We start from the raw sequence: 25988 nt of genomic DNA on the forward strand, positions 1-25988 counted from the left end.
CTAAGGCGCGCGCATGTCCGAACACAGCACCCCCTTCTATATCACCACAGCGATCAGTTATCCTAATGGCCGCCCGCATATCGGCCACGCCTATGAAGCGATCGCTACCGACGTCATGGCACGGTTCCAGCGCGCGCGTGGGCGCGAGGTGCGGCTGGTTACAGGCACCGACGAACATGGGCTGAAGATGTTTCAGACCGCGCGCGATCAGGGGCGCGAGACGATCGATCTGGCAAATGAAATGTCGGGATATTTCCGTGAGATGTATGCCAGGCTGAATATCAGCTACGATGTCTTCATGCGCACATCGGACGCTGCGCATCATGCCGCTTCGCAGACGATCTGGAAAGCAATGGAGGCCAATGGCGACCTCTATCTCGACCGCTATGAGGGCTGGTATTCGGTTCGCGACGAAGCCTTTTACGACGAGAGCGAGTTGACCGACGGGGAAGGGGGCATCCGCCTTTCGCCGCAGGGCACGCCCGTCGAGTGGACCGTCGAGGAAAGCTGGTTTTTCCGCCTGTCGAATTATCAGGACCGTCTGCTCGCGCTCTACAAAGACAATCCCGATTTCATCCGCCCCGAAAGCCGCCGCAACGAAGTGCTGCGCTTCGTTGAGGGCGGGCTCAAGGATTTGAGCGTTTCGCGGACCAGTTTTGATTGGGGTGTTCCGGTGCCGGGGTCGCCGGGGCATGTGATGTATGTCTGGGTCGACGCGCTGACCACCTATTTGTCAGGGCTTGGTTATCCCGATCTGGCGAGCGATTTCGGCAAATTCTGGCCGGCGAACATCCACATGATCGGCAAGGATATTGTTCGTTTTCATGCGGTTTATTGGCCAGCCTTCCTGATGAGTGCCGGTCTGCCGCTGCCCAAACAGGTGTTCGGCCACGGCTTTCTGCTCAACCGCGGCGAAAAAATGTCGAAGTCGCTGGGCAATGTCGTCGACCCGATGGCGCTTGCAGAGCGCTTTGGCGTCGATGCGCTGCGCTATTATCTGCTCCGCGAAGTCAGCTTTGGGCAGGATGGGAGCTATTCGGCCGAAGCGATCGTCCGCACCGCCAACGCCGACCTCGCCAACAGTTTCGGCAATCTGGCGCAGCGCAGTTTATCGATGATTTTCAAGAATTTGGGGGGAGAACTGTCGAGCGATTATTTGCCGGCAGACGATGACGCCGCGCTGCTCTCGACCGTCCATGAGGTTGCGGCGACGACCCTCCCACGCGCTTTCGAGGATCTGGCCTTTTCGGTCGGGATCGAGGATTGGCTGCGCGCCGTCTTCGCCTGCAACCAATATGTCGATACGCAGGCGCCCTGGGCGCTGCGCAAGAGCGATCCCGAACGGATGCGCGCGGTCCTGATGACGCTTTTCCAGGCTGTGCGCACACTCGCGATCGCGATCCGCCCTGTCGTGCCGACCGCGGCCGACGCGCTGCTCGATCAAATGGGCATAGCACCCGATGCGCGCGACTTTGCGGCGCTTGCCGATGCCGACTGGTTTGCGAAGCTCGCCGCGAGCGGCTTCACCGTCGGACAGCCTGTACCGATTTTCCCGCGCCTCGACCTGCCCGAAGACGAGGGGGAAGGGGAGGCGTAATGCTCGTCGATTCGCACTGCCACCTCAATTACAAGGGGCTCGCCGAGCAGCAGGGCGACGTGCTGGCGCGCGCGCGCGCAAGGGGCGTGACCGCGATGCTAAACATCGCGACGCGCGAGAGCGAGTGGGACGATGTGCTCGCCGCCGCCGAGGCGAACGAGGATGTGTGGGCGAGTGTCGGCATCCATCCGCACGACGCCGACCAGCATCCCGACGTCGATACGGCCAAGCTGATCCAGCGCGCCGCGCATCCGCGGGTGATCGGTATCGGCGAGACCGGGCTCGACTATTATTATGACAAAAGCGATCGCATGCGGCAGCAGGACAGCTTCCGCCGCCATATCCACGCATCGCAAGCGACCGGCCTGCCCATCATCGTCCACACGCGCGATGCCGAAGCCGACACGCTGGCGTTGCTTGGTGAAGAGATGGGGAGGGCCCGCTTCCCCGGCGTGATCCACTGCTTCACCGCCAGCGACGGCTTTGCTCGCAAGGCACTCGATCTAGGTCTCTATATTTCGATCTCGGGCATCGTGACGTTCAAAAATGCCGCCGATCTGCAGGCGACGGCCAAATGGCTGCCGCTGGACCGGCTGCTGATCGAAACCGACTCCCCCTTCCTCGCGCCGGTCCCGCATCGCGGCAAGACCGGGGAGCCGGCGTTCGTTGCCGATACGCTGGCGTTCCTCGCCGACCTTCGCGACGAGCCAGCCGAGACCTTGGCCGCCGCGACAAGTGCCAATTTCTATTCGCTTTTCAACAAGGCGACGGCATGACGTCACGCGCCGAATGAAAGTCAGAATCCTCGGGTGCGGTACCTCGTCGGGCGTTCCCCGGCTCGGTAACGACTGGGGCCAGTGCGACCCCGACAATCCGCGCAATCTGCGCAGCCGCGCGTCGATTCTTGTGTCGCTCGGCGGTTTTCGCGTCCTGGTCGACACCAGCCCCGACATGCGATTGCAACTGCTCGACGCGCGGGTGGGCGAGGTCGATGCCGTCATCTGGACGCATGAGCACGCCGACCACACGCACGGGCTGGACGATCTGCGTCAGGTTATGCACCTGCGCGGATCGCCCGTTCCCTGTTACGCCCGCGATCATGTGCTCGACATATTGAAGTGGCGCTTCACCTATGCCTTTGCCGGTAATGCCGGTTATCCGGCGTCGGTCGATCCGATCGATTTGCTCGATCATCAGTCGATCGGCCCGATCGAGGTGTCGGCGATCGAAATGCCGCACGGACCGATCAAGGCAAGCGGCCTGATCTTTAGCGACGGTGCGCACAAGATTGCTTATGCAACTGATTTTTCTAGATTCACCGACGAAATGGTCGAATTTTTCCGAGGCGTCGATCTGTTCGTGATCGATGCGCTGCGCCGCTATCCGCATCCGACGCATCCGCATCTGGCCATGACGCTGGAAGGACTGGCAAAGGTGGGCCATCCGCGCGCGATTATTACGCATATGGACAATACGATGGACTATGCCGATCTCGCCGCCGAATTGCCGAGCGGCGTCGAACCCGGTTATGACGGGTTGGAGGTGCAGTTATGAATGGCGACACGGCGGTCCAGCTGCTTTGGTTTGTCGGCGCGTTTACGCTGGTGCTGAGTTCGCTTCTGGCGCGGCGGCTCCCGATGGCCGACTGGCTGAAGATGGCGCTCGCGTGGGTGGCCATTTTCGGGCTGGTGTTTTTGGTGATCCGAACCTGGCAGGCGGTTACCTAGCCTCATCTGTAAATTTAACATAATATATATTATCGGATAAACAATGGCCGAGACCACCACCCAATCCCCCATCGATCGTCTGCTCGCGGTGATGCGGCGGCTTCGCGATCCGAACGGCGGCTGCGAATGGGATCTCGCGCAGAGCTTTGCGACGATCGTGCCTTACACGATCGAGGAAGCCTATGAAGTCGCCGACGCCATTGCCGGCGGCGATCCCGCGGCGATTTGCGACGAGCTTGGCGATTTGCTGCTTCAGGTCGTCTTTCACGCCCAGATCGCAGCCGACGACGGCCTGTTCGGCTTTGACGATGTCGCCAACGCGATCAGCGCCAAGATGGAACGGCGCCATCCGCATATCTTCGGCAGCACCACGACCGATGACGTGCGCCGCCAATGGGAAGCGATCAAGGCCGACGAACGATCCGAAAATGGCCCGCAAGGTGCGCTGGCGGGCGTTGCGCTTTCGCTGCCGGCATTGCTTCGCGCGCAGAAGCTCCAGGGTCGCGCCGCGCGCATCGGGTTCGACTGGCCCGATACCGAAGGCCCGCGCGACAAGATCATCGAGGAGCTGGCCGAGGTTGCCGAAGCAACCGACGACGCCGAACGTCATGAGGAGATCGGCGATCTGCTGTTTGCCGTCGTCAACTATGCCCGCAAGCTGGGCGTCGATGCCGAAAGCGCGTTGCGCGATGCAAATCTGAAATTCGCGCGGCGGTTTTCGGCGATGGAAGACTACGCAGGCGGCAATCTGGCTGGCTTGCCACTCGAAGCGCAAGAAGCGCATTGGCAGGCGGTCAAGGCGTCGGAAGGTCGCTAGGCGGCCACAGCCTTTCAAAACGCGCGCGGTCCGCAGGATCGAGCCGAACCGTCAGCACATGACCCTCGCCATGGGGCTCGTCGGCGAGCACTTCGCCGCGCGCGTGCAGCCATGCCATCACCTCACCCTGCTCAAAGCCGAGGTAGATACGCTGAACCTGATGCCCCGCGGTCAATTGTGACGCCATGAGCGTGCGGGCCGCCTCTACCCCCTCGCCCGTGGCCGCGGAAATAATGGCGACGTCTGTACGCCGCGCCGCCATTTCTTCGATTATGGCGCGGCGATCGGCGTCGGCGGTGTCGATCTTGTTCCAGATTTCGATCTGCGGGATCGCGTTTGCAAGCGCGGTGCCCTCCCCCTCTTCCGGCCCGTTGACGCCGAGCGAGTCGAGGATCGCGCGCACATCGTCATATTGCGCTTCGGTGTCAGGATGCACGATGTCGCGGACATGGACGATCAGATCGGCTGTCGTGACCTCCTCGAGCGTGGCGCGGAACGCCGCGACCAATTCGGTCGGCAGATCGGACACGAAACCAACGGTGTCCGACAGAATCGCCTTGTCGATCCCTGGCAAGCGGATTTCGCGCATCGTGGGGTCCAGGGTCGCGAACAACATATCTTCCGCCATGACGTCACTTCCCGTCAAGCGATTGAAAAATGTTGATTTCCCCGCGTTGGTATAGCCGACGAGCGCGATCACGGGCCACGGCGCACGTTGACGCTTGGACCGCTGAAGCTGCCGCGTGCGGCGGGCGTCCTCCAGGCTGCGGCGAATTCGCGCCATCCGGTTGCGGATCATTCGCCGGTCAGCCTCGATCTGCGTTTCACCGGGTCCGCCGAGAAAACCGAAACCGCCGCGCTGGCGTTCGAGGTGCGTCCAGCTGCGGACAAGCCGCCCAGCCTGATAATCGAGATGCGCGAGTTCGACTTGCAACCTTCCTTCGGCCGTCGCAGCGCGCTCGCCGAAGATTTCGAGGATCAGGCCCGTGCGATCGATCACCTTCGTTCCAAAGGCCGTTTCGAGGTTGCGTTGCTGGATCGCAGACAAGGCAGCATCGACAACGACGAGTTGGACGCCCTTGGCTGCAATGTCGGGGGCGATCGCCTCGATCTGGCCGACGCCTAAAAGGGTCGCGGCGCGCGTTTGCCGGAGCCGCAGCGTATGCACCGCCACAACATCGAGTCCGATCGCGAGCGCAAGTCCCCTCGCCTCCTCGGCGCGCGCGTCGAGGTCGCGGGATAGCCGTTGACTATGCCATTCGGGCACGATGATCATCGCGGGGGCGCCGCGTGTGACTTCGTCTTCGCTGTCGATGACGTGCTCGATCAGGCGTCGTCCGTTTCGCCGTCGCCATTGTCGGCGAGGTTGATCGGGCCGTTGGGCTGGACCGTCGAGATCGCGTGCTTGTAGACGAGCTGCACTTGCCGCTCGCGCTCGAGCAACATGCAGAAGAGGTCGAACGCAACGATATCGCCCTGCAGCATCACGCCGTTGACGAGGAACATCGTCACCGATTCGTCCGAGCGGCGCACCGCGTTCAGAAACACGTCTTGCAGCGCCTTGCCTTTGCTAGCAGGCGCATCGCGCAGATTGCCGCCCAGCAGCGACAGATCGAAGTCATGCGAAGGCATCACAGTCGAAATCGCATGCTTGTAGACGAGCTGCGACTGGCCATCGCGGCGAAGCAGCAGCGAGAAATTGTCGAACCAGGTGATGATGCCCTGAAGCTTGACGCCCTTTACGAGAAACATCGTGACGGGGGTTTTGCTCTTACGGAGAGCGTTGAGGAAAATATCCTGAAGATTCTGGTTTTTATCGGACACATTTGCCTCCTGTTCTTGGCGGTGAAACCGCGGGTATGGCGCCGGTTTTCCGGCATTCAAAACCTTATTCTTGCACGCAATATGGGGCAAAGCGCGTATATCGTCCAGCGTTAAGCCTAGCTTTCGCCTTCCGAACTCTCGGTAAGCCCCAAAAGTTTCAGTTTGCGGTGCAGCGCCGATCGCTCCATGCCGATAAAACTCGCGGTGCGCGAGATATTGCCCGAAAAGCGGTTGATCTGGATGCGCAGATATTCGCGTTCAAAATTCTCGCGCGCTTCCTTGAGCGGGATTGCGGTGATCGATTCCGAGTTGGGCAGAATGTCGGCGCCACCGCGCACCAGTTCGGCGGGCAGCATATCGGCGTCGATGCGCGCCAGCCTGTCGCTCGGCGCCAAAATCATCACGCGTTCGATCACATTGCGCAGCTCGCGTACATTTCCCGGCCATTCGTGCGCCTGCAGCGCCGCCATCGCCTCGGCGCTGATTTCGGGCGGCGGCACACGGCGATCGGCGGCGTAGCGGCGGACAAAATGGTCGCACAGGCTGGCGATATCGTCGCGCCGTTCGCGCAGCGACGGGATATGCACCGGCACGACGTTGAGCCGGTAATAAAGATCCTCGCGAAAGCGGTTTTCGGCGATTTCGGTGGTGAGATCGCGCGCCGATCCCGAAATGATCCGCACATCGACGCGGATCATCGTCCGCCCGCCGACCCGCGTGAAGCTCTGGTCGGTCAGTACGCGCAGGATCTTGCCCTGCGTCGTGAGCGGCATGTCAGCGACCTCGTCGAGGAACAGCGTCCCGCCGTGCGCCTGTTCGAGCAAGCCGACGCGGATCGTCCCTTCGTCGGTTTCCGACCCGAAGAGTTCGAGCTCGACCGTCTCCGGGTCCATTCGCGCCGACGAGATCACGCGGAAGGGCGCATTATGCCGCCCGCTCCAGCCGTGGAGGACGCGCGCGGCGACCTCTTTGCCCACCCCGGGCGCGCCCGTAAGCAGCACGCGGCTCCCCGTCCCCGCGACGCGCTTCAGGGTCGCGCGGACATTGTTGATCGCCGCGCTGTTGCCGGTGAGTTCCTCCGCCGGCCCGGCTTTTTCGCGCAGCTGTTCATATTCGAACTTCAACCGCTCATTCTCCGTCGCGCGCGCGACGAGATGGAGCAGGCGCGACGCCTCGAACGGTTTTTCGATAAAATCGAAGGCGCCGCGGCGGATCGCCGCGACCGCAGTGTCGAGCCCGCCATGCCCGGAGATGACGATGATCGGCAGCGTCGGATCGAACGCCTTGATCGCTTCGACCAGCCCGAGCCCGTCGAGGCGCGACCCCTGGAGCCAGACGTCGATCAGCGCGAGCGACGGGCGCCGCTGGCGGATCGCCTCAAGCGCCGAATCGCTGTCGGTCGCGGTGCGCGCTTCGTAACCTTCGTCTTCCATGACGCCGGCGACGAGTTCGCAGATGTCGCGTTCGTCATCGACGATCAAAATATCAAGCGCCATGATCTTCTCTGTCCTGCCGGTTGCGGATGCGCCCCGGAACCGTTTCTGTGTGGCCGAGGCCGCCCTCGCCGCCCTGCCCGGCCAGCGGCCGCAGCCGATCGGGATGCAGCGTCAGGGTAACGCATGTCCCCTGCCCCGCCGGATTGTCGGAAAACTCCAGCTCGCCATAATGTTGTTCGACGATCTTCTTGACGATCGCGAGGCCGAGCCCCGTCCCGCCCTGCCGCGTCGTCATATAAGGTTCGGCGATCGTGTCGCGCGCGTCGGGCAGCCCGATACCGTCGTCGGAGACACGAATGACAATCGCATCGCGGGCATCCACCTCCAGTTCGGCCCGGATGGTGCCGGTAGCAACCGCATCGGAACTTTTATATTTTTCTTCAATTGCTTCCACGGCATTTTTGACGATGTTCGTGATCGCCTGCGACAGCAGGCGGCGGTCGCAGACGAGCGGCTCGATTTCGGCTGGCGTTTTGACTGTGAAACCGATGTCGGGCTTGGCAACCTCGAACAGGAATACTGCCTGGCGCAGAATGTCGCGCACATCTTCAACCCCGAACGTCGGCTTGGGCATCCGTGCAAAACTCGAAAATTCGTCGACCATGCGGCGCATGTCGTGAACCTGCCGGATCACCGTATCGGTGAGCCTGCGGAAGGTCGGCGCGTCGCCCTCGACCCGGTCGCCGAAGCGGCGCTGCAAGCGTTCGGCGGCGAGCTGGATCGGGGTGAGAGGGTTTTTGATCTCGTGCGCAATGCGGCGCGCGACATCGGACCAGGCGGCGCGGCGCTGGTCGAGCAATTGCTGCGTAATGTCCTCGAAACTGAGAACAAAGCCCTCACCCTGCGCCACGGCCTTTGCTGCCAGCGTCGCCGGTTCGGCATCCTTGCGCGCAAGCTGAACGATGGCCTCGCGCTCGGTTCCGGCCAGGAGCCCTGCCAGTTCGGGAGCGACATCGTCGAGGAGCAGCCCGGTCAATTCGTCGGCCTGGCGGCCGATAAGCTTTTCGGCTGCGGCGTTGGCGAGCAGGATGCGGCGATCGGCATCGACCGACACCACCGCCGAGGATACGCCGCTGAGCACCGCCTCGATAAAACTCCGCCTTGCCTCCAGCTGTTCGTTTGCGTTGACAAGCGCGCCCGTCTGCCCCTCGAGCTGTTCGGTCATCCGGTTGAACGCCCGCGTCAGCACCGAAATCTCGTCATCGCGCTCCGGCGGGGTCACGCGAACCGACAGGTCGCCGTCCGCCGCCGTGCGCGTCGCGCCGATCAATGTCCCCAGCGGCCGCACAATACGGTCGGCGACAAGGATCGCCGCGATTACCGCGAGCGCGAGCAGCAGCAGCGACCCCAGATAGAGCGCACCATTGAACTGCAACTGAAGCATCTGCGAGCGATCGAAGAGCTGGTTATAGTCGGCCAGCACCGCGCTTGCGCGCGCCGATTGCTGAAAGCCCGGCACATTGGTGTCGCGCGACGCGTAGACAAAGGCGCGGTCTGTGCCCGGCAGGCGTGCCGCGGCTTCAATGCTTTCGGATCGGCGCACGACGACGACGTCCTCGCCGGCATCAAGCCGCGCGACCATGGCTGGGGTCAGCCGGCTTGTCGCTGGCCGCTCGTCGGGATCGATGGCCGTCGCCGTCCGCGCTACACCGTCGCGCCCGATTTCGATAATTGCCGATTCATTCAGGCTGCGAACGACGACCTGCTGGAAATAATAATCGTTAAAGCCCGGCGAATCGATGGGATATTGCCGCAACCGGGCGCCGAGGTCGGTGGCCATCGCAAAGGTGTTCGCGCCCACCTGGCGCTGGTTTTCCTGATAATAGCCCTCGGCGAGGTTCGCCGCATTTTCGAACATGCCGCGCGACCGGTCCGAAAACCAGAAATCGACGCCGAACTGGAACAGCAGCGATGCGAAGATCACGACGAGCAAGGTCGGCGCCGCGGCGATCAGCGAAAAGAGCGCGACGAGCCGCACGTGCAGCCGTCCGTTTCCCCCCGCCATCGATCGCACCGCGCGTGCGCGCGCAACGCGGCTGCCGATCAGGACGATCAGCGCCATCGCCGGCACGAGATTGGCCACCATGATCGCGGCCACCAGCGCGGGCGTCAGCAACCGTTCGCTTTGGGCGTCGCCGGTCACGAAGATATAGGTGGCGATCGCAATGCTCGCCATCGCGGCGAGCGCATAATATTCGAGTGCACCGAAACGCCAGATTCCCGAGCGCGCGTGCTGTCCATCCGAATCCATGTCGAAAGGCGGGGCGGCGGCGGGCGTCATTGTTGCTTCGATACGACATTCCTGTTGCATGGAAAACACACAATCGAGTCATAGCCGACCGATTGCCGCGATTTTCGCGCGGCTCAGGGGTGCAACGGATCGATTTCGAGCTGCGCCAGCCGCTTGCGCAGTGTGTTGCGGTTGATTCCCAGTCGCCGCGCGGCTTCCAGCTGGTTGCCGCGGACATCGCGTAGCACGCGGCGGAGCAGCGCTGTTTCGACGATCGCTTCGAGCTGGCCATGGATTTCGCCATCGGGTGCGCTCGCCATCTTTTCGCGCGCCCAGTCGTCGACCGCGCGCGCGATCAGCGATTCCGGGTCGGTCACGGCGCCGCTTTCGCCATTGTCGCGCAGCACCATCTCGACCTCGCGCGCCGTCACGACGGTATCGCGCGACAGGACCGCGAGCCGCTGCACCACATTGCCGAGTTCGCGGACATTGCCCGGCCAGTCATGCCGTTCGAGCCACTGCATCGCTTCGGGCGCGAATTGCCGGTCCGGAAGGCCCGACCCGCGCCCCACCTCGACGAAATGGCGCACGAGCGCGGCGATGTCGCTGCGGCGGTCGCGCAGCGGCGGCAGCGTCACGGGAATGACGTTGAGCCGGTAGAAAAGATCCTCGCGAAAGCGGCCGTCGGCAACGAGCGTGCGCATGTCGCGGTGCGTTGCCGCGACCACGCGCACATCGGCGCGCAGCGCCTGGCTGCCGCCGACGGTCGAATATTCGTTGCTTTGCAGCACGCGCAGCAGCCGCGTCTGCGCCTCCAGCGGCATGTCGCCGATCTCGTCGAGGAACAGCGTGCCGCCCGCCGCCTGTTCGAAACGGCCTGCGCTGCGGCTGTGTGCGCCGGTGAAAGCGCCTTTTTCGTGGCCGAACAGTTCGGCCTCGATCAGTTCGCGAGGGATGGCGGCCATGTTGATCGCGACGAACGGCCCCGCGCGGCGAAGACCCGTGCCGTGGATCGCGCGCGCGACGACTTCCTTGCCCGTCCCCGATTCGCCGAGGATCAGCACCGCAAGATCGTTGGTCGCGAGCCGCGCGATCGTCCGGTAAACCGCCTGCATCGCCGGCGCACGTCCGACAAGGCCGTGGCTGTCGGCGGGCGGCGCGGCGTCGCCCGCCGCGGGTTCGGCGCGCCGTTGCAGCGCGGCGCGGACGCTGGCAGTCAGTTCGTCGAGGTCGAACGGTTTGGGCAGATAATCATAGCTGCCGATGCCCGTCGCGCGCACCGCGGTGTCGAGCGTGTTCTGCGCCGACAGCACTATCACGGGCGTTGCGGGGTCGACGCCGGCATGGACCAGCGAATCGATGCCGTCGCCGTCGGGTAAAACGACATCGGTGATGATGAGGTCGGGGCGATGGCCCGCGAGCCAGGCGTTGCGTTCGGCGATGCTGCCGACCGACGCGAGCAGCCCGCATTCGCCGACGAGCGTTTCGCGGATGATCATCGCGATCGCCGGATCATCCTCGACCAGCAGGATCGTCTTGCCGTCGCTCATCCCCGTCCCTTCGATTGTGCGACGGGCAGGTGGACGCGAAAGCGCGTCCAGTCGCCGTCGCGCATATGCTGGACCGTCCCGCCCATGTCGCGCGCGAGCTTGGCAACGAGGGCAAGACCAAGGCCCCTCCCCTCGCGCTTCGTCGTCACGAACGGGTCGAACAGGTCGCCGCGGATGTCGGCGGGAACGCCGGGACCATTGTCGCTGACGCTGACCTCGATCGGCAGCGCGATACGCCCGCGGCCGTCGCCATTGTCGATCGAAAGCCCATGGCGATACGCGGTCGCAATCCGCACCACGCCGTCGTCGCGTCCTGCCAATACTTCGCAGCCGTTGGTCACGAGGTTGAGCAATATCTGCACCATGGCGTCATGGTTGCCGTGGACGAGCGGCAACGACGGGTCGAAATCCTCGGCAAAGCGAACGCCGGGAAACTGGCGCGCGCGTGCGGTTTCCATCGCCTGATGGATCGGCTGATAGAGGTTGATCGGTTCGCACAGGATCGGCTGTCCGCGCGAAAAATGCTCCATCTGGTCGATCAGCGTCGCGATGCGGTCGACCTCGGCGCAGATCAGCGTCGTGAAACGCTCGCCGCCGCTGTCGGTCTTGCGCGCGAGCAGTTGCGCCGCGCCCTTGATACCGGCGAGCGGATTCTTGATCTCGTGCGCCAGCATCGACGCCGCCGCCCCCGCCGCGCGGCTCGACCGGCCGATCGCGCCGCCCATCAGCTCGGCATCGCTTTGCGACGGGACGAGCGCGAGGATGCGGTGCCCGCTCTGGCCATAAGGCACCATCTGCATATCGACAAAGACCGATTTGCGGCCGCCGAGCGTGATTTCGGCGCGGTGCGCAAAGAGCGCCGACGTCGCGGCGTCGTTCATCCGCTGGCGATAGCTGCGGTCCATCTGGATGACGTCATAGATGACGCGCCCGACCATCGCGGATCGGCTGACGTTGCACAGCTGCTCGGCGGCGGCGTTGACGAACAGCACGACGCCGCCGCTGTCGATCAGCAATGTCGGCACCGGGTGCGACTGGATCAGCTCGTCATGGTCGAAACTCGGGATGCTCGAGGTGAGCGTGGTCACGCGGCGGCCCGGGTCAGATGCGGACCATAAAAGGCCTCCAGCGCATCGAGCACGCCCTTGCTGTCGGGGATCTGGTTGACCTTGTTGCGAAACTCGGCCGACCCGTGCAGTCCCTTGACGTACCAGCCGAGATGCTTGCGCGCCATGTTGACCCCGGTCGTTTCGCCATAATGGTCGATCATCGCACGATAATGCGATGTAATCACGTCATATTGCTCGTCGAGACCGGGGTCGGGATGTTCGCCATCGCCGCGCAGCGCCGCCATCACCTGCCCAAGCAGCCAGGGGCGGCCATAGGCGCCGCGGCCGATCATGACGCCATCGGCGCCGCTTTGCGCCAGCGCGGTGCGCGCATCATCGGCCGAGCAGATGTCGCCGTTGACGATCACCGGGATCGATACCGCATCCTTGACCTTGCGCACAAAGCCCCAGTCGGCCTCGCCGCGGTACATCTGGTTGCGCGTGCGGCCGTGGACGGTGACCAGCTTCGCGCCCAGATCCTCGGCGATATGCGCGAGCTCGGGGGCATTGAGGCTGTCGTGGCACCAGCCCATGCGCATCTTGACCGTCACCGGCACCGACACCGCCTTCACGCAGGATTCGATCAGCGCCGCGGCGAGCTTCAGGTCGCGCATCAGCGCCGATCCGGCGTCGCCATTGGTGACCTTGCGCACCGGACACCCCATGTTGATGTCGATGATCGACGCGCCGCGATCCTCGTTGAGCTTCGCCGCCTCGCCCATTTCATAGGGAGTGCAGCCGACGAGCTGCATCGACACGGGCTCTTCGACCGGGTCCCACGCCGCCTTCTGGATCGACTGGCGCGTTTCGCGGATCGCCGCCTGGCTGGCGATCATTTCGGTGACGTTGAGCCCGGAGCCGTAGTAGCGCACGAGCTTGCGGAACGGCAGGTCGGTGACGCCCGTCATCGGCGCGAGGATCACGGGATCCGCGATGGTGATGTTACCGATCTGGATGGGCCGCAGCGGCGCCATGGGGATGCTTTCGTCAGATTGCCTAAAATTTGAGCAGCCCCTACACGCTAAGCCGCTTTCCCGCAAGGCGCGGCTGCGCTAACCGGCGGGCAGATGTCCGATTCCCCCGCCCCGCGAAATCCCCGCGTTGCCGCGATCCTCCTCGCCGGCGGACAGGGCGTGCGCGCGGGCTTTGCTAAGCCCAAGCAGCTCGAAATGCTCGGCGGCAGGCCGGTCCTCAGCTGGAGCCTCGATGCGCTGGCGGGCTATCCCGGCGTGTCGGGCGGTGTACTGGTCGCGAACCATGACGTCATGGCAGCGAAGCCAACCTTGCCCGAGGGCTGGATTTCCGCCGATCCTGGTGCCGAGCGGCAGCAGTCGGTGGCGAATGCGCTGGGCGCGCTGTCGGACTGGGAGGATGAGGCGCTGGTGCTTGTCCATGACGCCGCACGCCCTGGCGTCGATGCCGCGGTCATCGACCGGCTGTTGGCCGCGCTCGAGAACGCCGAAGCGGCCATCCCGGTTCTGCCCGTCCCCGACACGCTGGTCGAAGCCGCAAATGGCGCGGCGGGCGATGTCGTTGCGCGCGAGCGGCTGGCCCGCGTGCAGACGCCGCAGGCCTTTCGTCTCGGTGCCCTTCGCCGTGCGCACGCCGAGGCCGTTGGTGCCGCGGCGACCGACGACGCGCAGCTCGTCCGCAGCCTTGGCGTCACCGTCGCGACAGTCGAAGGCGCCGCGCGGCTCCACAAACTGACATATGCTGACGATATGGCGATTCTGCGCGGGCTTCTGGGGACAAGCGACATGATGCGAACCGCAGTTGGTATGGGCTATGACGTCCACCGCCTCGTCGAAGGCAAGCCGCTGTGGATCGGCGGGATAGAAATCGCGCATAGTCATGGACTTGAAGGGCATAGTGATGCCGATGTCGGGCTTCATGCACTGACCGACGCGATCCTTGGCGCGCTCGGCGACGGCGACATTGGCGATCATTTTCCGCCGAGCGATCCGCAATGGCTCGGCGCCGCGTCGCACCGCTTCCTCTCCTTTGCGGGCGAGCGCGTCGCCGCGAACGGCGGGCGGATCGGGCACCTTGACCTCACGATCATCGCCGAAGCCCCGCGCATCGGGCCGCACCGCGTCGCCATCCGCGACCGCATCGCCGAAATCCTTGCGATTCCTGCCGGACGGGTTAGTGTGAAGGCCACGACGACCGAGCGGCTTGGGTTTACCGGCCGCCGCGAGGGGATCTCGGCGCAGGCCGTCGCGACCATCCAACTTCCGGAGATTTGAACCCGTGCTGACCGACGCCGAATCGCGCCTTATCGCGCGCGACGAGCTTGCCGCGAACGTGCTGGCCGCCAACCGCGCGGCCGGGCGCAAGATCGCGGTCGCCGAAAGCTGCACCGGCGGCATGGTGGCCGCGGCGCTCACCGACATTGCAGGATGTTCGGACGTGTTCACCGCCGGTTTCGTGACCTATTCGGCGAACGCCAAGAAGAGCCAGCTCGACGTCAGCAGCGAGATTCTGGAAACCTTCGGCGAAGTGTCGCTGGCGACCGCCTGGGCGATGGCGGCGGGTGCGCTGACGAACAGCGACGCCGACGTTGCGGTTGCGATCACCGGCATCGCCGGCCCCGGCGGCGGCTCCGAAAAGAAGCCGGTCGGCCTCGTCGTTTTTGCACGCGCACTCCGCGGACAGAACCCCGACGATTATTTCTCCCAGCGCATCCAGTTCGAATCGACCGACCGCGCGGCGATCCGCCAGGCGGCAACCTTGTTTGCGCTCGAGTTGCTTCAGCCCGAAAAGGACGGCCTGCGCCCCTCTGAGGATGTCACCCTTCCCGCATAATTCAAACGCGGCCGGTTCTGAGTGCCTTGGCCCAGTCGGTCCGGCCGTTGGCCTCCGCGTCGCGCGCGGCCTGTTCCCAATCATATTCGACGGCACAAAGTTCGGCTGACCACGTCCCATTGGTCATTGTCGCTATCGCATAGCGCGCGTGAGGCGAGCCGGTCTCCACCTTGTGCGGAAAGGGCCGGTCTTCATCATATGCCTGCAAGCCGACGCTTCCCGGATTGACGATCAGCCGCCCGTCTTCAAGGCGAACTATCCTGGGCACATGCGTGTGACCGCAAAGGATCAGGCTGGCGCTGACAGCACCCGCACGCTCGACGATCTCGTCTCGGGTGGCCGGCCGCAAACCATCCTCGGTGACCGTTTCCAGAAAATAGACGAGATCGCTGTCGGGTGTTCCGTGAACAAGCAGAATATCGTCAGAGATTTGCATAGTTTCGGGCAGCGCGGCGATCCAGGCCAGATGATCAGGCCGCAAATTTGCCGCTGCATGGCGATCAGACGGCCCCATTCTGTCGGGCGCTTGTTCCAGTATCTGCCGCTCGTGGTTGCCGCGGATGGTAGGAATATTCAGCTTCATCAGCCGGTCGGCGGTTTCTGCCGGGAAAAGGCCGCCTGATAATATATCCCCCAGATTTACGACGCATTCTATTCCGCGACGACTTATGTCGGCCAGCACCGCATCAAGAGCCGCAAGGTTACCATGAATATCGGAAATCGCGGCGATTTTCATCGCCCCTCACCGATCGCCGCGTCTGACGGCGGATTACTGTCAGCGAGGATCGGCGGTTGCGCGTGCGGATCATAAAGTTCATCGGCGCGCGCCTCGAAAGCGGCGATCATCTTTCGCAGCGCCTTGTCGAACATCTGCCCCGCGAGCGCTTCGAACATGCGGTTACGGAACGAGAAATCGACCATGAAATCGACGCGGCAGCCGCCGCCCTCGGCGGGCTGGAAATGCCACTCGTTGCTGAGATGCTTCATCGGGCCGTCGATATAGCTGACGATAACCTCGTGCGGCCGCTGCTTGTGGACGCGGCACGAAAAGCTTTCGCGCAGGCCCTTGAAGCCGACGATCATGTCGGCGACGCTCTCATGCTCGCTGTCGCTGCGGACGCGTAGCGCGACGACCCACGGCAGGAATTCGGGGTAGCGCGCGATGTCGGTGACCAGCGCGAACATCTGTTCGGCGCTGTATGGCAGGTCGCGCGTTTCGTGATGCCTCGGCAAGGGACGCTCAGTCGGCGCGAACGCGCGCGAGCTGTGCCTCGCGTGCCGCGCGCATCCGCTCGAAATCGTCGCCGGCATGATAGCTGGAGCGCGTGAGCGGCGACGACGCGACTTGCAGGAAGCCCTTAGCGCGCGCGATCTGCGCATAGGCGTCGAACGCCTGCGGCGTCACGAAGTCGATGACCTTGGCGTGCTTCGGCGTCGGTTGCAGATATTGGCCCATCGTCATGAAATCGATGTCGGCGCTGCGCATATCGTCCATCACCTGATGCACCTCCATCCGCTCCTCGCCAAGCCCGAGCATGATGCCCGACTTGGTGAAGATCGACGGGTCGCGGCGCTTGACACTTTCGAGTAGGCGGAGCGAGGCATAATAGCGCGCGCCGGGGCGGATCGTCGGATAGAGCCGCGGCACGGTTTCGAGATTATGGTTATAGACGTCGGGCCGCGCGTCGACGATCGCCGCGACCGCGCTTTCGGGCTTGTTGCGAAAATCCGGCGTCAGAATTTCAATCGTTGTCTGCGGCGTTTCGCGGCGCAGCGCTTGAATAACCTTGACGAACTGGCTCGCGCCGCCGTCGGGCAGGTCGTCGCGGTCGACCGAAGTGATGACGATGTGCGTCAGCCCCATTTTCGCAGCCGCAATCGCCGTATGCTCGGGTTCGAGCAGGTCGACGGGGCGCGGCATCCCCGTCTTAACGTTGCAGAACGCGCAGGCGCGCGTGCAGGTGTCGCCAAGGATCATCACCGTCGCGTGCTTTTTGGTCCAGCATTCGCCGATGTTCGGGCACGCCGCTTCCTCGCACACCGTATGCAGGTTTAGTTCGCGCATCAGCTTGCGCGTTTCGGCATAGCCGGGGCTGGTCGGCGCCTTGACGCGAATCCAGTCGGGCTTGCGCGAGCGTTGGCTCGGGGTTGCGGCGGGGGATGCGGGAGCGTTCATCGCGCCCACATAGTCGCCTCTGCCCCTCTTCTCAACCTCTCTACCTATGCTATGGGGCCGCCATGACTCACTTTGCCGACATGATCGAGGGCTATCGTCGTTTCCGTAACGGCGGATGGCAGGAACAACGGAGCCGCTGGGACGAGCTGGCCGAGGGGCAATCGCCCAAGGTGATGGTGATCGCCTGCTCCGACAGTCGCGTCGAACCGTCGCAGATTTTCGATACCAACCCCGGCGAAATCTTCGTCGTTCGCAATGTCGCCGCGCTGGTGCCGCCGTTCGAAACGACGCCCGGGCGCCACGGCGTCTCCGCCGCGCTGGAATTTGCTGTGCAGTTCCTGAAGGTCGAGGAAATCGTGGTGATGGGGCACGGCCTGTGCGGCGGCTGCCATGCGGCGCTGCACGGGACGATGGCGGGCGCCGAACCGGGGCGCGGCGGCTTCATCGCCGACTGGATCGCGCTGCTTGACGATGCGAGCGCCGAAGTGCGCGGCGGCCACGCCGACATCGACAGCCGCGACGCGGGGCGCGCGATGGAAATGGCGGCAGTGCGGGTGAGCCTCGCAAATCTTCGCACCTTCCCCTGCATTCAGGAGAAGGAAGCGCGCGGGACGCTCAAACTGCGCGGCGCCTTTTTCGCGATCAGCGATGGCGTGCTGCACATACTTGACGACGAAAGCGGCGACTTCCGCGCCGCCTGACCCATCGGGTCAGGGAATCGCGTAGGTCACATTCGCCTGCCCGACCGGCTTTAGTGAGTCGTCGGTCCAGATCCGCACATCCATAATCGCAAGCCGTTTGCCGAGGCGCAGCATATGCGCGTCGGCGAACAGCGATCCCGGACGGCAAGGCCGCAGAAACTGGTAATTGAGCGCGCTCGTCACCGCCATCGCCACCGGCCCGATATGCGCAAGGACGAGCGCATAGGCCGCCATGTCGGCAAAGCCCATCTGCGTCGGTCCCGAGATCAGCCCGCCGGGGCGCAGCGCCTTGTCGGTCGGATCCATCCGCGCCTGAACATGGCCGGGCGCGGCCGAAACCACATAACCGCGCGAACCCGGCTCCGATTGAGGGAAAGCCTCGGCCATAAAAGCGTTGAGCGCAGCCGCGTCCATACGGATCGCGCCCGAAGAGATTGGCTCCGATATGGCCGCCCCCTCCCCCATAGCGGTCAGCGCGACAATTTCTTGTACGTCGTCGCGTGCGGCCGCGTTGCGCCTTCGCCCAGACGGCGGATCTTATCCTCTTCATAGGCCTCGAAATTGCCTTCGAACCACTCGACATGGCTGTCGCCCTCGAACGCCAGGATATGCGTCGCAAGACGATCGAGGAAAAAGCGGTCGTGGCTGATGACCACCGCGCAGCCCGCAAAATTTTCGAGCGCCTCTTCGAGCGCGGCGAGCGTTTCGGTGTCGAGATCGTTGGTCGGTTCGTCGAGCAGCAGGACGTTGCCGCCCTCTTTCAGCATCTTGGCCATATGGACGCGGTTGCGTTCGCCGCCTGACAGCTGCCCGACCTTTTTCTGCTGGTCGGTGCCCTTGAAGTTGAAAGCGCCGACATAGGCGCGCGTCTGCATCTCGTGCTTGCCGATATTCATGAGATCGTGGCCGCCCGAAATTTCCTCCCAGACATTCTTGTTCGGGTCGAGCGCATCGCGGCTCTGGTCGACATAGCCGAGGCGCACGGTATCGCCGATGCTGACGCTGCCGCTGTCGGGGGTTTCCTGCCCGGTAATCAGGCGGAACAGCGTCGATTTACCCGCACCGTTCGGGCCGATGACGCCGACGATGCCGCCCGGCGGCAGCGTGAAGGACAGGTCTTCGAACAATAGCTTGTCGCCATAGGCCTTCGAGATATTGTTGACCTCGATAACCTTGCCGCCCAGGCGTTCGGGAACCTGGATGACGATCTGCGCCTTGCCGGGGGTGCGGTTTTCCTGCGCCTCGACGAGCTGGTCGAACGATTTGATGCGCGCTTTCGACTTGGCCTGACGCGCCTTGGGCGACTGCCGGATCCACTCGAGCTCGTCCTTGATTGCCTTCTGGCGGCCTTGATCCTCGCGCGCTTCCTGTTCGAGGCGCTTGCCCTTCTTTTCGAGATAGGTCGAATAATTGCCTTCGTAGACGAAATAGCGGCCGCGATCGAGTTCGAGAATCCAGTTCACGACATTGTCGAGGAAATAGCGATCGTGGGTGACGAGGATGACGTTGCCCGGATAGTCGACAAGATGCTTTTCCAGCCAGGCGACGCTTTCGGCGTCGAGGTGGTTGGTCGGTTCGTCGAGCAGCAGGATCGACGGCTTTTCGAGCAGCAGGCGCGTGAGCGCGATGCGGCGCTTTTCGCCGCCCGAGAGATTCTCGACGCTCCAGTCGCCCGGCGGGCAGCGGAGGGCCTCCATCGCGATTTCGAGCTGGTTGTCGAGCGTCCAGCCGTCGACCGCGTCGATCTTTTCCTGAAGCGTCCCCATTTCCTCCATCAGCGCGTCGAAATCGGCGTCGGCCGGCGGATCGGCCATCAGCGTGCTGATCTCGTTGAAACGGTCGAGCATGTCGGCGACCGGGCGGACGCCATCCATGACATTTTCCTTGACCGTCTTCGTCGGGTCGAGCTGGGGCTCCTGTGCCAGATAGCCGACGGTAATCCCCTCGCCCGGCCAGGCTTCGCCGGTGAAATCCTTGTCGATGCCCGCCATGATCTTCATCAGCGTCGATTTGCCGGTGCCGTTCGGGCCGACGATGCCGATCTTGGCATCGGGATAGAATTGCAGGCTGAGGCTATTGAGCGTCGGCTTCTGCGCGCCGGGATAGGTCTTGGTCAGACCCTTCATCACGAAACTATATTGGGCGGCCATGGGAAAGCTCCGATAGTGGCTGGGCCGCGCGGTGCGGCCGGGAGAGAGGTTGCGCGCCGGTTAGCGAATGGGCGCTGGCTTGGCAATCTGCGCTTGCGAACCGGCGCCGCCACCCTTTACGTGACGGTCATGACAACCGCACGCACGCCATCCCGCCTTGCGGGCATCGCCGCCCTTCTTCTGGCGAGCCCCGCTTCCGCTTCGATTCCGCCGCCGCCGAGCGCAGCCGAACGCGCGCAGACCGATGAAATCGCATGGGATATTACCGAAGACCTGACGACCGAGATCGGGCCGCGCATGGCGGGGACCGAGGCCGAGGCAGCCGCGCGCATCTGGGCGGTCGAGCGGCTGAAGGCGATGGGGTTTCAGAATGTCCGTCCCGAGCCCTTCACCATGCCGACATGGGTTCGCGGCGAGGAGAAGGCGTCGCTGATCGGACCCTTTCACACGCAATCGCTCGCGGTCACCGCGCTTGGCAACAGCGGATCGACGGGGGCCCGGGGGCTGGTCGGCGATGTGGCTTACTTCGCGAGCTATGACGATTTTGTTGCCGCGCCCGACCATTATATCAAGGGCAAGATCGTGTTTATCGATCATCAAATGGCGGCCACGCAGGACGGCAGCGGCTATGGCGAATACGGCCGCGCTCGCTTTACGGGCCCCAATGCTGCGGCAAAGCGCGGCGCGATCGCCGTGGTCATTCGCTCGATCGGCACCGATAGCCATCGCAACCCGCATACCGGGAACACCAGCTTTGAGGCAGGGGTAACGCCCATTCCCGCCGCTGCGCTGTCGAACCCCGATGCCGATCAGCTTGTTCGCCAATGGCAGCGCGCGCAGCAAATCCGCACGAAAGAAACGCCGCTGGGCTACACCCCCGCGCCGCTCCGCATGTCGCTGCTCCTCACCCCCCGCAATCTCGGCAAACAGGAATCGGGCAACGTTATCGCCGAGGTTTCGGGTAGCGACCCCGCCGCCAGCCCCGTCGTCGTAGCGTGCCACCTCGACAGCTGGGATCTGGGCACCGGGGCGATCGACGATGCCGCCGGGTGCGCAATTGTCACCGCTGCGGCCAAACATGTCATGTCGGCCGGCCAGCCGCGCCGAACGATCCGTATCCTCTGGGCCGGCGCCGAAGAGGTCGGCGTCCATGGCGGCCAGGCTTATTTCGCCGCCCACGGGACGGAGAAACACGCCGTTGCGCTCGAATCCGATTTCGGCGCCGATCGAATCTGGCGCGTCGAGTTCAAGCTGCCCGAAAGCGCCCGATCGCTGGCCGACAGGATCGCGCGCGCCGTCGCACCCCATGGCGTCACGCGGGGGCGAGGCGAAGCGAGCGGCGGCGCCGATATCGGGGCGCTCGTCGGGGCGGGAGTCCCCACGATCGACCTGGCGCAGGACGGGACACGCTATTTTGACCTGCACCACACGCCCGACGACACGCTCGACAAAATCGATCCCGCCCAGCTGCGGCAGAACGTTATCGTATGGAGCGCGGTTCTGGAGATTCTTGCGAACAGTCAGGACATGGAGCTTCCCTGAGCGCGTCAGAAATGGCGGAAACCAGCGCTGCTCGGCCATCTCAATTATTTTTGTTGACGATTCACACGGAACGACTAAATCCCGCCGCTCGCGATACGGGAAATTTTCCCGTCGCGGAAAGGCATTTTAGGGAGCCCACACATCATGAAGAAGTTTGCTGCTATCGCCGTTGCTGCCAGCATGTTCGCCCTCGCCGCTTGCGGTGAAAAGGCTGCTGAAGAAGCCACCACCGAAGCTCCGGCTGCTGAAGCTGTTGCTGAAGAAGGCGCCGACGCCGCTGCTGCCGGCGCCGAAGCCGCCGCCGAAGGCGCTGAAGCCGCTGCTGCCGGTGCCGAAGCTGCTGCTCCGGCCGACGCTGCTGCGACCGCTGAAGCTCCGGCTGCCGACGCTGCTGCTGCTCCGGCCGAAGAAGCCAAGTAAGTCACAGCCCCTCGGGGCATTGACCGAAACGGAAAACGGGCGGTCTTCCCTTGGGAAGGCCGCCCTTTTTCTTTGTCCAGCGCGCGCGTGGGATGGACTTGCCCTCGCGACGTGTCTAAGGCGCGGGTCCGGTCGTCGGGGAGTGGCGCAGCCCGGTAGCGCGCTTGCTTTGGGAGCAAGATGTCGCAGGTTCGAATCCTGTCTCCCCGACCACTTCCCTTCCCGATCATCTTCCGCACGTTCTGTCGGCCGACGTCGCCATTGGCGCGCAGCGCGTCATGGCCCGGATATGCAAGGAAAAGGAAATGGCAAGGCAAATGGTGGGCCCGGCAGGACTCGAACCCGCAACCTAGCCGTTATGAGCGGCCAGCTCTAACCATTGAGCTACAGGCCCCCTTTGCTAACCCGCAAGGGGATGTTCGCGCGATAGCGGAGCGCGCGCGCCGTTGGCAAGCGCCAAGGCTCATTCCGCCGATTTGCGTTCGGCCAATTCGATAATCTCGGCCGCGGTCGCCGGTTCGACGCCGCGCCGTGCGAGATGGTTCAGCACCTCGTCCCACCAGCGATAGAATTGATCAAGGTCGGCCGCCGTGCGGACATAAGGGGTGTTGCCCGGTTGCAGCGAGGGCGAATGAAAGGAGAAGTTAAGCAGCGGCAGCCGCGCCGCAATCGCGATGTCGACCGCCTTTAGAGCGCGGTCGACGGGGATGCCTTCGGGTGTCAGCGCGATCCGCTCGACCAGACCGAGCCGCGCCAGCGCAGCCCCGGCGCGCGATCCGCTGCGTGCGATCCGGTGATAGACCGCGGGGCCGGCGCCGCCGAGCAAGCCACCGAAAACCGTCGTCACGGGAACCTCCAGAACCGCCCCGGCGGGCGTGTACACCCACCAGGGATGGAGCGGCGCGGCACGATAGTCGGGGCCATGGCCGACGCGATAGTCGAAGCCCGATCGCACCGACGTATCGCACCGGAAGCCGAGTTCGGCGAGCATCGCCGCGCTTTCGGGGCCAAGCCCATAGCGACCGGCGCGGTAAACGGTGGGCGCGGCGCCAAATCGTTCGTGAATCGCATCGCGCAGCATCGTCATCTTTGCCCGCTGAAGATCGGCCGCCAGATTGCCCGTATAGCTGTTGCGGGCATTGACCTCTTCGTGGTGCGGCGGCGTTACCCAGGGATGAAGCTGCGCGCCGATTTCGCAGCGGCCCGCGGCCTCTGCGGGCCCCAGAATATCGACCGCGCGGTCGTCGGCGACGATGGGCCAGTCGACGAGATAGATGGGCCGCACCCCGGCATCATCGAAATAGCTCTGGCAGTCCGCGAGCGCGGGAACCGATTCAAGGCCGAACCCGGTTCGCGCAAAGGGCGCGTCCCAGTCGAAATCCTCTTCGGTGTCGACGGTGACCCAGAATCGCGTACGCTCGCCATCGCCCAGCCGCACGAGCGTCGATGCAGGCGGATGTGCGAAGAAATTATCCGCCGGCTGCACCTTGCCCCCTTTTGCCGTCGACCCGTACGCCGACTATTCGCCCTGCTGAACCTCCAGTTCGGCATCGGTCTTCGCGGTGGCGGACGGCAGGTGCAAGGTCAAGGCATTGTGCCCGATTTCAAGGCGTCCACCCGCGGCGCGGGCAAGGCTGTCAACGAGGCGGAGGGAGAAACCAAGGCTGAGGACCGCAGCGCCGGGCGCTTCGCCCTCGGGACTGAACCCCGGGTCGAGCAGATCGGCCGCGGTCGCGAACCGGATCGATGCGGGGCGAACGATTCGCAACTGGAGCATGTCGTCATGCGGCGATTCGGTCACCAGTTGTCCAACCAGAATGCCGCCCGGTTCGCAGATGTCGACCAGCGCGGTGAGCAGGCGGCCAATCATCCGGCGCACGTCGGCATCGCTCGCCAGCCCCAGAAAGGGGCCGCCCGCGCGGGCCAGGGTCATTTCGATACGCTGATCGGCGAGAAGCGCCGCAAGGTCGCCCTCGATCTGGTCCACGATTGCCCCGACGTCGACGATTTCGGTCGGCGGTTCCTGCGCTGCCGGGCTACTCCGTCGTGCCGCCGTTTCGAGGTCGTCGATGATGGACTGCACCGACGCCGCGTCGGTGACGATACGTTCCGCCATCGTGCGATAGGACTGGCTGACCGGACCGAACATCTGGCCCGAGATGATCTGCCCGAACCCCGAAATTGCGTTGAGCGGGCTGCGCAGTTCGTGGATCAACTGACGGATCGTATCGCCTGGGTCCTCGGCTTCGGGACGGCCGTAGGGCATTTCATTATGCTGGGGTCGCCGCGCGGTCGCGCGGTATCCACGGAACTGGCCGCTAGCCGGATCGAACCAGGGCAGCGCCGAAAAGCGCCATTCGCCCGCTTCCTCGGGCGTGCCCTCCAGCGACATGCGCGCATTGACGATTTCCGCACGCTGCCGAAAGGCACCCGCCGCGGCGGCATCGGTTCCCGGCTCCCCGCCAAAGGCAGCGTCGGCGATCGACAGGCCGATCACGGCGCCGCGCGTAACGCCTTCCACCCAATGAATGACGCCGTCGGGGCCGGTCTCGAAACAAAAGGACCGACGCGGGGTGCGCGCGGGCGCTGACTGGCTGCGGCGCGACTGATATTTGTCGATCCGGCGGACCAGTTCGCTGATCTGGCTTGGCGCCGCCGTTTCGGCCACGCTTTCGAGTTTCGGCGGCGCGGCCGACACCGGCTCGACCGCTTCGGCGATCGCCGGTTGCGGCAGCGCAACCGACGCGCTGCCGAGCGCGGCCAGCGCACGCCCGACGCCTTCGGGCAAATCGTCGCGCCCCGCCAGCACCGATCGCGCCATCGCATTGGTCGCCGGCAGAAGCGCCAGCCAGTCGGATTCGGACAGCCGCACCTCGCGCAGCATCGCTGCCGACACCGCGGGAACGTCGTTGGCATAAAGCGCGACAAGCGGCGCAAACCGGCCATGCCGCGCGATCGCCCGTGCGCAATCGCGCCTTACTGCTTCCGGAACTTGAGGGCGCAGCACCGCAAGCGCATGGAGGCTGCGGCGAATATCGTCGTCGCCCAGTTGATTGCCGCGCTGCGCCAGAATATCGGAGAGTTGTCGCCACGCCGTGACGCGCGCCCGCCGGTCGGCGGGCGCCTGACGCAAGATGGTCGCGATCATCGAGTCAGCAGTCACGCAAAACCAGCCCCACCGTCATTGGTTACCCTCTGATTACCGGCTAGCGTGAATCATCCGGTCACGAAAGTGTCTTAACCACTCACGTCGCATTGTGGGACAATTGCAATCGCCTGAAATATTATTATGGTCAGCGCAATTTTGGAAAGCGGATGTTTCAACGATGGCTAGTCAGAAATTCGATCAGATTGACCTGCAAATACTCGGCGAATTGCAGAAAAACGGACGCATGACGAATGTCGAACTGGCGCAAATGGTGGGGCTCACCGCACCGCCCTGCCTTCGCCGCGTCCGCGCGCTCGAGGAAGCCGGGGTCATCCGATCCTATCACGCCGACCTGGATGCCGCGAAGCTTGGTTACGGAATCACCGTGTTTGCAATGGTCAGCCTGCGCAGCCAGGCCGAGGCCGATCTGAAAGCGTTCGAGGATTATGTCGGCGGACTGCCCGAAGTGCGCGAATGCTATATGCTGAACGGCGAAATCGACTTTCTTCTGAAGGTCGTTGCGCGCGATCTGCAAAGCTTTCAATCGTTCCTGACTGCGCATCTGACATCGGCGCCGAATGTCACCAGCGTGAAAACGTCGCTGACGATTCGCACGGCGAAACAGCTGGCGGGCATTCCCGTCGAAATCTGATTCGCTGCAAAGAAAAACGGGTGCGGCGTCCGATGGAAGCCGCA

25 protein-coding genes and 2 tRNA genes are annotated in these 25988 nt (G+C 63.9%); 12 read left to right on the plus strand and 15 right to left on the minus strand.

Going from position 1 to position 25988, the window contains the following annotated elements:
- The first annotated feature begins 13 nt into the window (after window positions 1–13).
- Genes metG through mazG form a run of 5 tightly spaced genes read left to right on the plus strand, consistent with a single transcriptional unit; the run spans window position 14 to window position 4141 of the window.
- On the plus strand, window positions 14–1597 hold the full coding sequence (gene metG / locus VSX77_RS15430; RefSeq protein ID WP_338425491.1) for a methionine--tRNA ligase: 1584 nt from the start codon (window positions 14–16) through the stop codon (window positions 1595–1597).
- Entirely contained in the window at window positions 1597–2373 is a 777-nt protein-coding gene (locus VSX77_RS15435) for a TatD family hydrolase (RefSeq protein WP_338425492.1), read from the plus strand. Before metG ends, VSX77_RS15435 begins: the two co-directional genes overlap by 1 nt.
- A 13-nt stretch (window positions 2374–2386) precedes the next feature.
- Complete coding sequence (locus VSX77_RS15440) at window positions 2387–3151, plus strand: MBL fold metallo-hydrolase (RefSeq protein ID WP_338425493.1); 765 nt, start codon at window positions 2387–2389, stop codon at window positions 3149–3151.
- Window positions 3148–3324 carry a hypothetical protein gene (locus tag VSX77_RS15445; RefSeq protein ID WP_338425494.1) on the plus strand — a complete coding sequence of 59 codons (177 nt, stop codon included), beginning with the start codon at window positions 3148–3150 and terminating at the stop codon, window positions 3322–3324. Before VSX77_RS15440 ends, VSX77_RS15445 begins: the two co-directional genes overlap by 4 nt.
- Window positions 3325–3367: 43 nt before the next feature.
- Window positions 3368–4141 (plus strand): nucleoside triphosphate pyrophosphohydrolase, encoded by a 774-nt coding sequence (gene mazG / locus VSX77_RS15450; RefSeq protein WP_338425495.1) that lies wholly within the window; start codon window positions 3368–3370, stop codon window positions 4139–4141.
- Here the strand turns inward: mazG and hflX are convergent.
- The 7 genes from hflX to dusB form a co-directional block, all read right to left on the minus strand.
- Window positions 4119–5417: a GTPase HflX gene (gene hflX, locus VSX77_RS15455; RefSeq protein WP_338425496.1), complete on the minus strand. Its 1299-nt coding sequence runs from the start codon at window positions 5415–5417 to the stop codon at window positions 4119–4121. The genes mazG and hflX overlap by 23 nt on opposite strands.
- 50 nt (window positions 5418–5467) lie before the next feature.
- Window positions 5468–5965, minus strand: coding sequence for an RNA chaperone Hfq (hfq, locus tag VSX77_RS15460; RefSeq protein WP_338425497.1), 498 nt, complete (start codon window positions 5963–5965; stop codon window positions 5468–5470).
- Window positions 5966–6081: 116 nt separating this feature from the next.
- Window positions 6082–7461, minus strand: a complete 1380-nt coding sequence (locus tag VSX77_RS15465) for a sigma-54-dependent transcriptional regulator (RefSeq protein WP_338425498.1) — start codon at window positions 7459–7461, stop codon at window positions 6082–6084.
- On the minus strand, window positions 7451–9742 hold the full coding sequence (locus tag VSX77_RS15470) for a sensor histidine kinase (RefSeq protein ID WP_338425499.1): 2292 nt from the start codon (window positions 9740–9742) through the stop codon (window positions 7451–7453). Before VSX77_RS15470 ends, VSX77_RS15465 begins: the two co-directional genes overlap by 11 nt.
- A gap of 83 nt (window positions 9743–9825) precedes the next feature.
- Window positions 9826–11241, minus strand: a complete 1416-nt coding sequence (locus VSX77_RS15475; protein ID WP_338425500.1) for a sigma-54 dependent transcriptional regulator — start codon at window positions 11239–11241, stop codon at window positions 9826–9828.
- Window positions 11238–12329, minus strand: coding sequence for a two-component system sensor histidine kinase NtrB (locus tag VSX77_RS15480; RefSeq protein WP_338425501.1), 1092 nt, complete (start codon window positions 12327–12329; stop codon window positions 11238–11240). Before VSX77_RS15480 ends, VSX77_RS15475 begins: the two co-directional genes overlap by 4 nt.
- Entirely contained in the window at window positions 12326–13324 is a 999-nt protein-coding gene (dusB, locus tag VSX77_RS15485) for a tRNA dihydrouridine synthase DusB (protein WP_338425502.1), read from the minus strand. The genes VSX77_RS15480 and dusB overlap by 4 nt, the downstream gene beginning before the upstream one ends.
- Before the next feature lie 93 nt (window positions 13325–13417).
- Between dusB and ispF the strand changes: the two genes are divergently transcribed.
- Both ispF and VSX77_RS15495 read left to right on the plus strand, forming a co-directional pair.
- On the plus strand, window positions 13418–14596 hold the full coding sequence (gene ispF, locus VSX77_RS15490) for a 2-C-methyl-D-erythritol 2,4-cyclodiphosphate synthase (protein WP_338425503.1): 1179 nt from the start codon (window positions 13418–13420) through the stop codon (window positions 14594–14596).
- Window positions 14597–14600: 4 nt separating this feature from the next.
- The gene (locus VSX77_RS15495; protein WP_338425504.1) at window positions 14601–15155 is read left to right on the plus strand and encodes a CinA family protein; all 555 of its coding nucleotides are present in this window, start codon (window positions 14601–14603) and stop codon (window positions 15153–15155) included.
- A gap of 1 nt (window position 15156) precedes the next feature.
- Here VSX77_RS15495 and VSX77_RS15500 read toward each other — a convergent pair whose 3' ends face one another.
- From VSX77_RS15500 to lipA, 3 genes are read right to left on the minus strand one after another with little or no spacing between them, the layout of a single operon-like run.
- Window positions 15157–15891, minus strand: a complete 735-nt coding sequence (locus tag VSX77_RS15500; protein WP_338425505.1) for a metallophosphoesterase family protein — start codon at window positions 15889–15891, stop codon at window positions 15157–15159.
- Window positions 15888–16388 (minus strand): type II toxin-antitoxin system RatA family toxin, encoded by a 501-nt coding sequence (locus VSX77_RS15505; RefSeq protein WP_338425506.1) that lies wholly within the window; start codon window positions 16386–16388, stop codon window positions 15888–15890. The genes VSX77_RS15500 and VSX77_RS15505 overlap by 4 nt, the downstream gene beginning before the upstream one ends.
- A 7-nt stretch (window positions 16389–16395) precedes the next feature.
- On the minus strand, window positions 16396–17331 hold the full coding sequence (gene lipA / locus VSX77_RS15510) for a lipoyl synthase (protein WP_338425507.1): 936 nt from the start codon (window positions 17329–17331) through the stop codon (window positions 16396–16398).
- A 62-nt stretch (window positions 17332–17393) separates the two neighbouring features.
- Here lipA and VSX77_RS15515 point away from each other — a divergent pair, with 62 nt between their 5' ends.
- Window positions 17394–18032 (plus strand): carbonic anhydrase, encoded by a 639-nt coding sequence (locus VSX77_RS15515; protein WP_338425508.1) that lies wholly within the window; start codon window positions 17394–17396, stop codon window positions 18030–18032.
- A gap of 9 nt (window positions 18033–18041) precedes the next feature.
- On the opposite strand, the gene VSX77_RS15520 is transcribed toward VSX77_RS15515, so the two are convergent.
- Window positions 18042–18446: a PaaI family thioesterase gene (locus tag VSX77_RS15520; RefSeq protein WP_338425509.1), complete on the minus strand. Its 405-nt coding sequence runs from the start codon at window positions 18444–18446 to the stop codon at window positions 18042–18044.
- Between the two features lie 56 nt (window positions 18447–18502).
- Entirely contained in the window at window positions 18503–20182 is a 1680-nt protein-coding gene (gene ettA, locus VSX77_RS15525; protein ID WP_338425510.1) for an energy-dependent translational throttle protein EttA, read from the minus strand.
- A 129-nt stretch (window positions 20183–20311) separates the two neighbouring features.
- Between ettA and VSX77_RS15530 the strand changes: the two genes are divergently transcribed.
- The 3 genes from VSX77_RS15530 to VSX77_RS15540 all read left to right on the plus strand — a co-directional run bounded on the left by VSX77_RS15530 (window position 20312) and on the right by VSX77_RS15540 (window position 22357).
- Entirely contained in the window at window positions 20312–21724 is a 1413-nt protein-coding gene (locus VSX77_RS15530; protein WP_338425511.1) for a M20/M25/M40 family metallo-hydrolase, read from the plus strand.
- Between the two features lie 144 nt (window positions 21725–21868).
- Window positions 21869–22144, plus strand: coding sequence for a hypothetical protein (locus VSX77_RS15535; RefSeq protein WP_338425512.1), 276 nt, complete (start codon window positions 21869–21871; stop codon window positions 22142–22144).
- 136 nt (window positions 22145–22280) lie between these two features.
- Window positions 22281–22357: transfer RNA gene (locus VSX77_RS15540), tRNA-Pro, on the plus strand.
- A gap of 105 nt (window positions 22358–22462) precedes the next feature.
- On the opposite strand, the gene VSX77_RS15545 is transcribed toward VSX77_RS15540, so the two are convergent.
- From VSX77_RS15545 to VSX77_RS15555, 3 genes are all read right to left on the minus strand, one after another.
- A tRNA-Ile gene (locus VSX77_RS15545) sits at window positions 22463–22538 on the minus strand.
- 69 nt (window positions 22539–22607) lie between these two features.
- Window positions 22608–23630: a polysaccharide deacetylase family protein gene (locus VSX77_RS15550; protein ID WP_338425513.1), complete on the minus strand. Its 1023-nt coding sequence runs from the start codon at window positions 23628–23630 to the stop codon at window positions 22608–22610.
- Window positions 23631–23663: 33 nt separating this feature from the next.
- Window positions 23664–25292: a histidine kinase dimerization/phospho-acceptor domain-containing protein gene (locus tag VSX77_RS15555; RefSeq protein WP_338425514.1), complete on the minus strand. Its 1629-nt coding sequence runs from the start codon at window positions 25290–25292 to the stop codon at window positions 23664–23666.
- Window positions 25293–25470: 178 nt separating this feature from the next.
- Between VSX77_RS15555 and VSX77_RS15560 the strand changes: the two genes are divergently transcribed.
- Window positions 25471–25944, plus strand: coding sequence for an Lrp/AsnC family transcriptional regulator (locus VSX77_RS15560; protein ID WP_338425515.1), 474 nt, complete (start codon window positions 25471–25473; stop codon window positions 25942–25944).
- The last annotated feature ends 44 nt before the right edge of the window (window positions 25945–25988 follow it).

The organism is Sphingopyxis sp. TUF1, from assembly GCF_036687315.1.
Lineage (GTDB): Bacteria > Pseudomonadota > Alphaproteobacteria > Sphingomonadales > Sphingomonadaceae > Sphingopyxis > Sphingopyxis kveilinensis.

Excerpts from the sequence above, each read along its gene's own strand:
- metG (WP_338425491.1), top strand. The coding sequence starts at position 14 with ATGTCCGAACACAGCACCCCCTTCTATATCACCACAGCGATCAGTTAT.
- VSX77_RS15435 (WP_338425492.1), top strand. The coding sequence starts at position 1,597 with ATGCTCGTCGATTCGCACTGCCACCTCAATTACAAGGGGCTCGCCGAG.
- VSX77_RS15440 (WP_338425493.1), top strand. The coding sequence starts at position 2,387 with ATGAAAGTCAGAATCCTCGGGTGCGGTACCTCGTCGGGCGTTCCCCGG.
- VSX77_RS15445 (WP_338425494.1), top strand. The coding sequence starts at position 3,148 with ATGAATGGCGACACGGCGGTCCAGCTGCTTTGGTTTGTCGGCGCGTTT.
- mazG (WP_338425495.1), top strand. The coding sequence starts at position 3,368 with ATGGCCGAGACCACCACCCAATCCCCCATCGATCGTCTGCTCGCGGTG.
- hflX (WP_338425496.1), bottom strand. The coding sequence starts at position 5,417 with ATGATCATCGTGCCCGAATGGCATAGTCAACGGCTATCCCGCGACCTC.
- VSX77_RS15465 (WP_338425498.1), bottom strand. The coding sequence starts at position 7,461 with ATGGCGCTTGATATTTTGATCGTCGATGACGAACGCGACATCTGCGAA.
- VSX77_RS15470 (WP_338425499.1), bottom strand. The coding sequence starts at position 9,742 with ATGACGCCCGCCGCCGCCCCGCCTTTCGACATGGATTCGGATGGACAG.
- VSX77_RS15475 (WP_338425500.1), bottom strand. The coding sequence starts at position 11,241 with ATGAGCGACGGCAAGACGATCCTGCTGGTCGAGGATGATCCGGCGATC.
- dusB (WP_338425502.1), bottom strand. The coding sequence starts at position 13,324 with ATGGCGCCGCTGCGGCCCATCCAGATCGGTAACATCACCATCGCGGAT.
- ispF (WP_338425503.1), top strand. The coding sequence starts at position 13,418 with ATGTCCGATTCCCCCGCCCCGCGAAATCCCCGCGTTGCCGCGATCCTC.
- VSX77_RS15500 (WP_338425505.1), bottom strand. The coding sequence starts at position 15,891 with ATGAAAATCGCCGCGATTTCCGATATTCATGGTAACCTTGCGGCTCTT.
- lipA (WP_338425507.1), bottom strand. The coding sequence starts at position 17,331 with ATGAACGCTCCCGCATCCCCCGCCGCAACCCCGAGCCAACGCTCGCGC.
- VSX77_RS15515 (WP_338425508.1), top strand. The coding sequence starts at position 17,394 with ATGACTCACTTTGCCGACATGATCGAGGGCTATCGTCGTTTCCGTAAC.
- VSX77_RS15520 (WP_338425509.1), bottom strand. The coding sequence starts at position 18,446 with ATGGACGCGGCTGCGCTCAACGCTTTTATGGCCGAGGCTTTCCCTCAA.
- ettA (WP_338425510.1), bottom strand. The coding sequence starts at position 20,182 with ATGGCCGCCCAATATAGTTTCGTGATGAAGGGTCTGACCAAGACCTAT.
- VSX77_RS15530 (WP_338425511.1), top strand. The coding sequence starts at position 20,312 with ATGACAACCGCACGCACGCCATCCCGCCTTGCGGGCATCGCCGCCCTT.
- VSX77_RS15535 (WP_338425512.1), top strand. The coding sequence starts at position 21,869 with ATGAAGAAGTTTGCTGCTATCGCCGTTGCTGCCAGCATGTTCGCCCTC.
- VSX77_RS15555 (WP_338425514.1), bottom strand. The coding sequence starts at position 25,292 with ATGATCGCGACCATCTTGCGTCAGGCGCCCGCCGACCGGCGGGCGCGC.
- VSX77_RS15560 (WP_338425515.1), top strand. The coding sequence starts at position 25,471 with ATGGCTAGTCAGAAATTCGATCAGATTGACCTGCAAATACTCGGCGAA.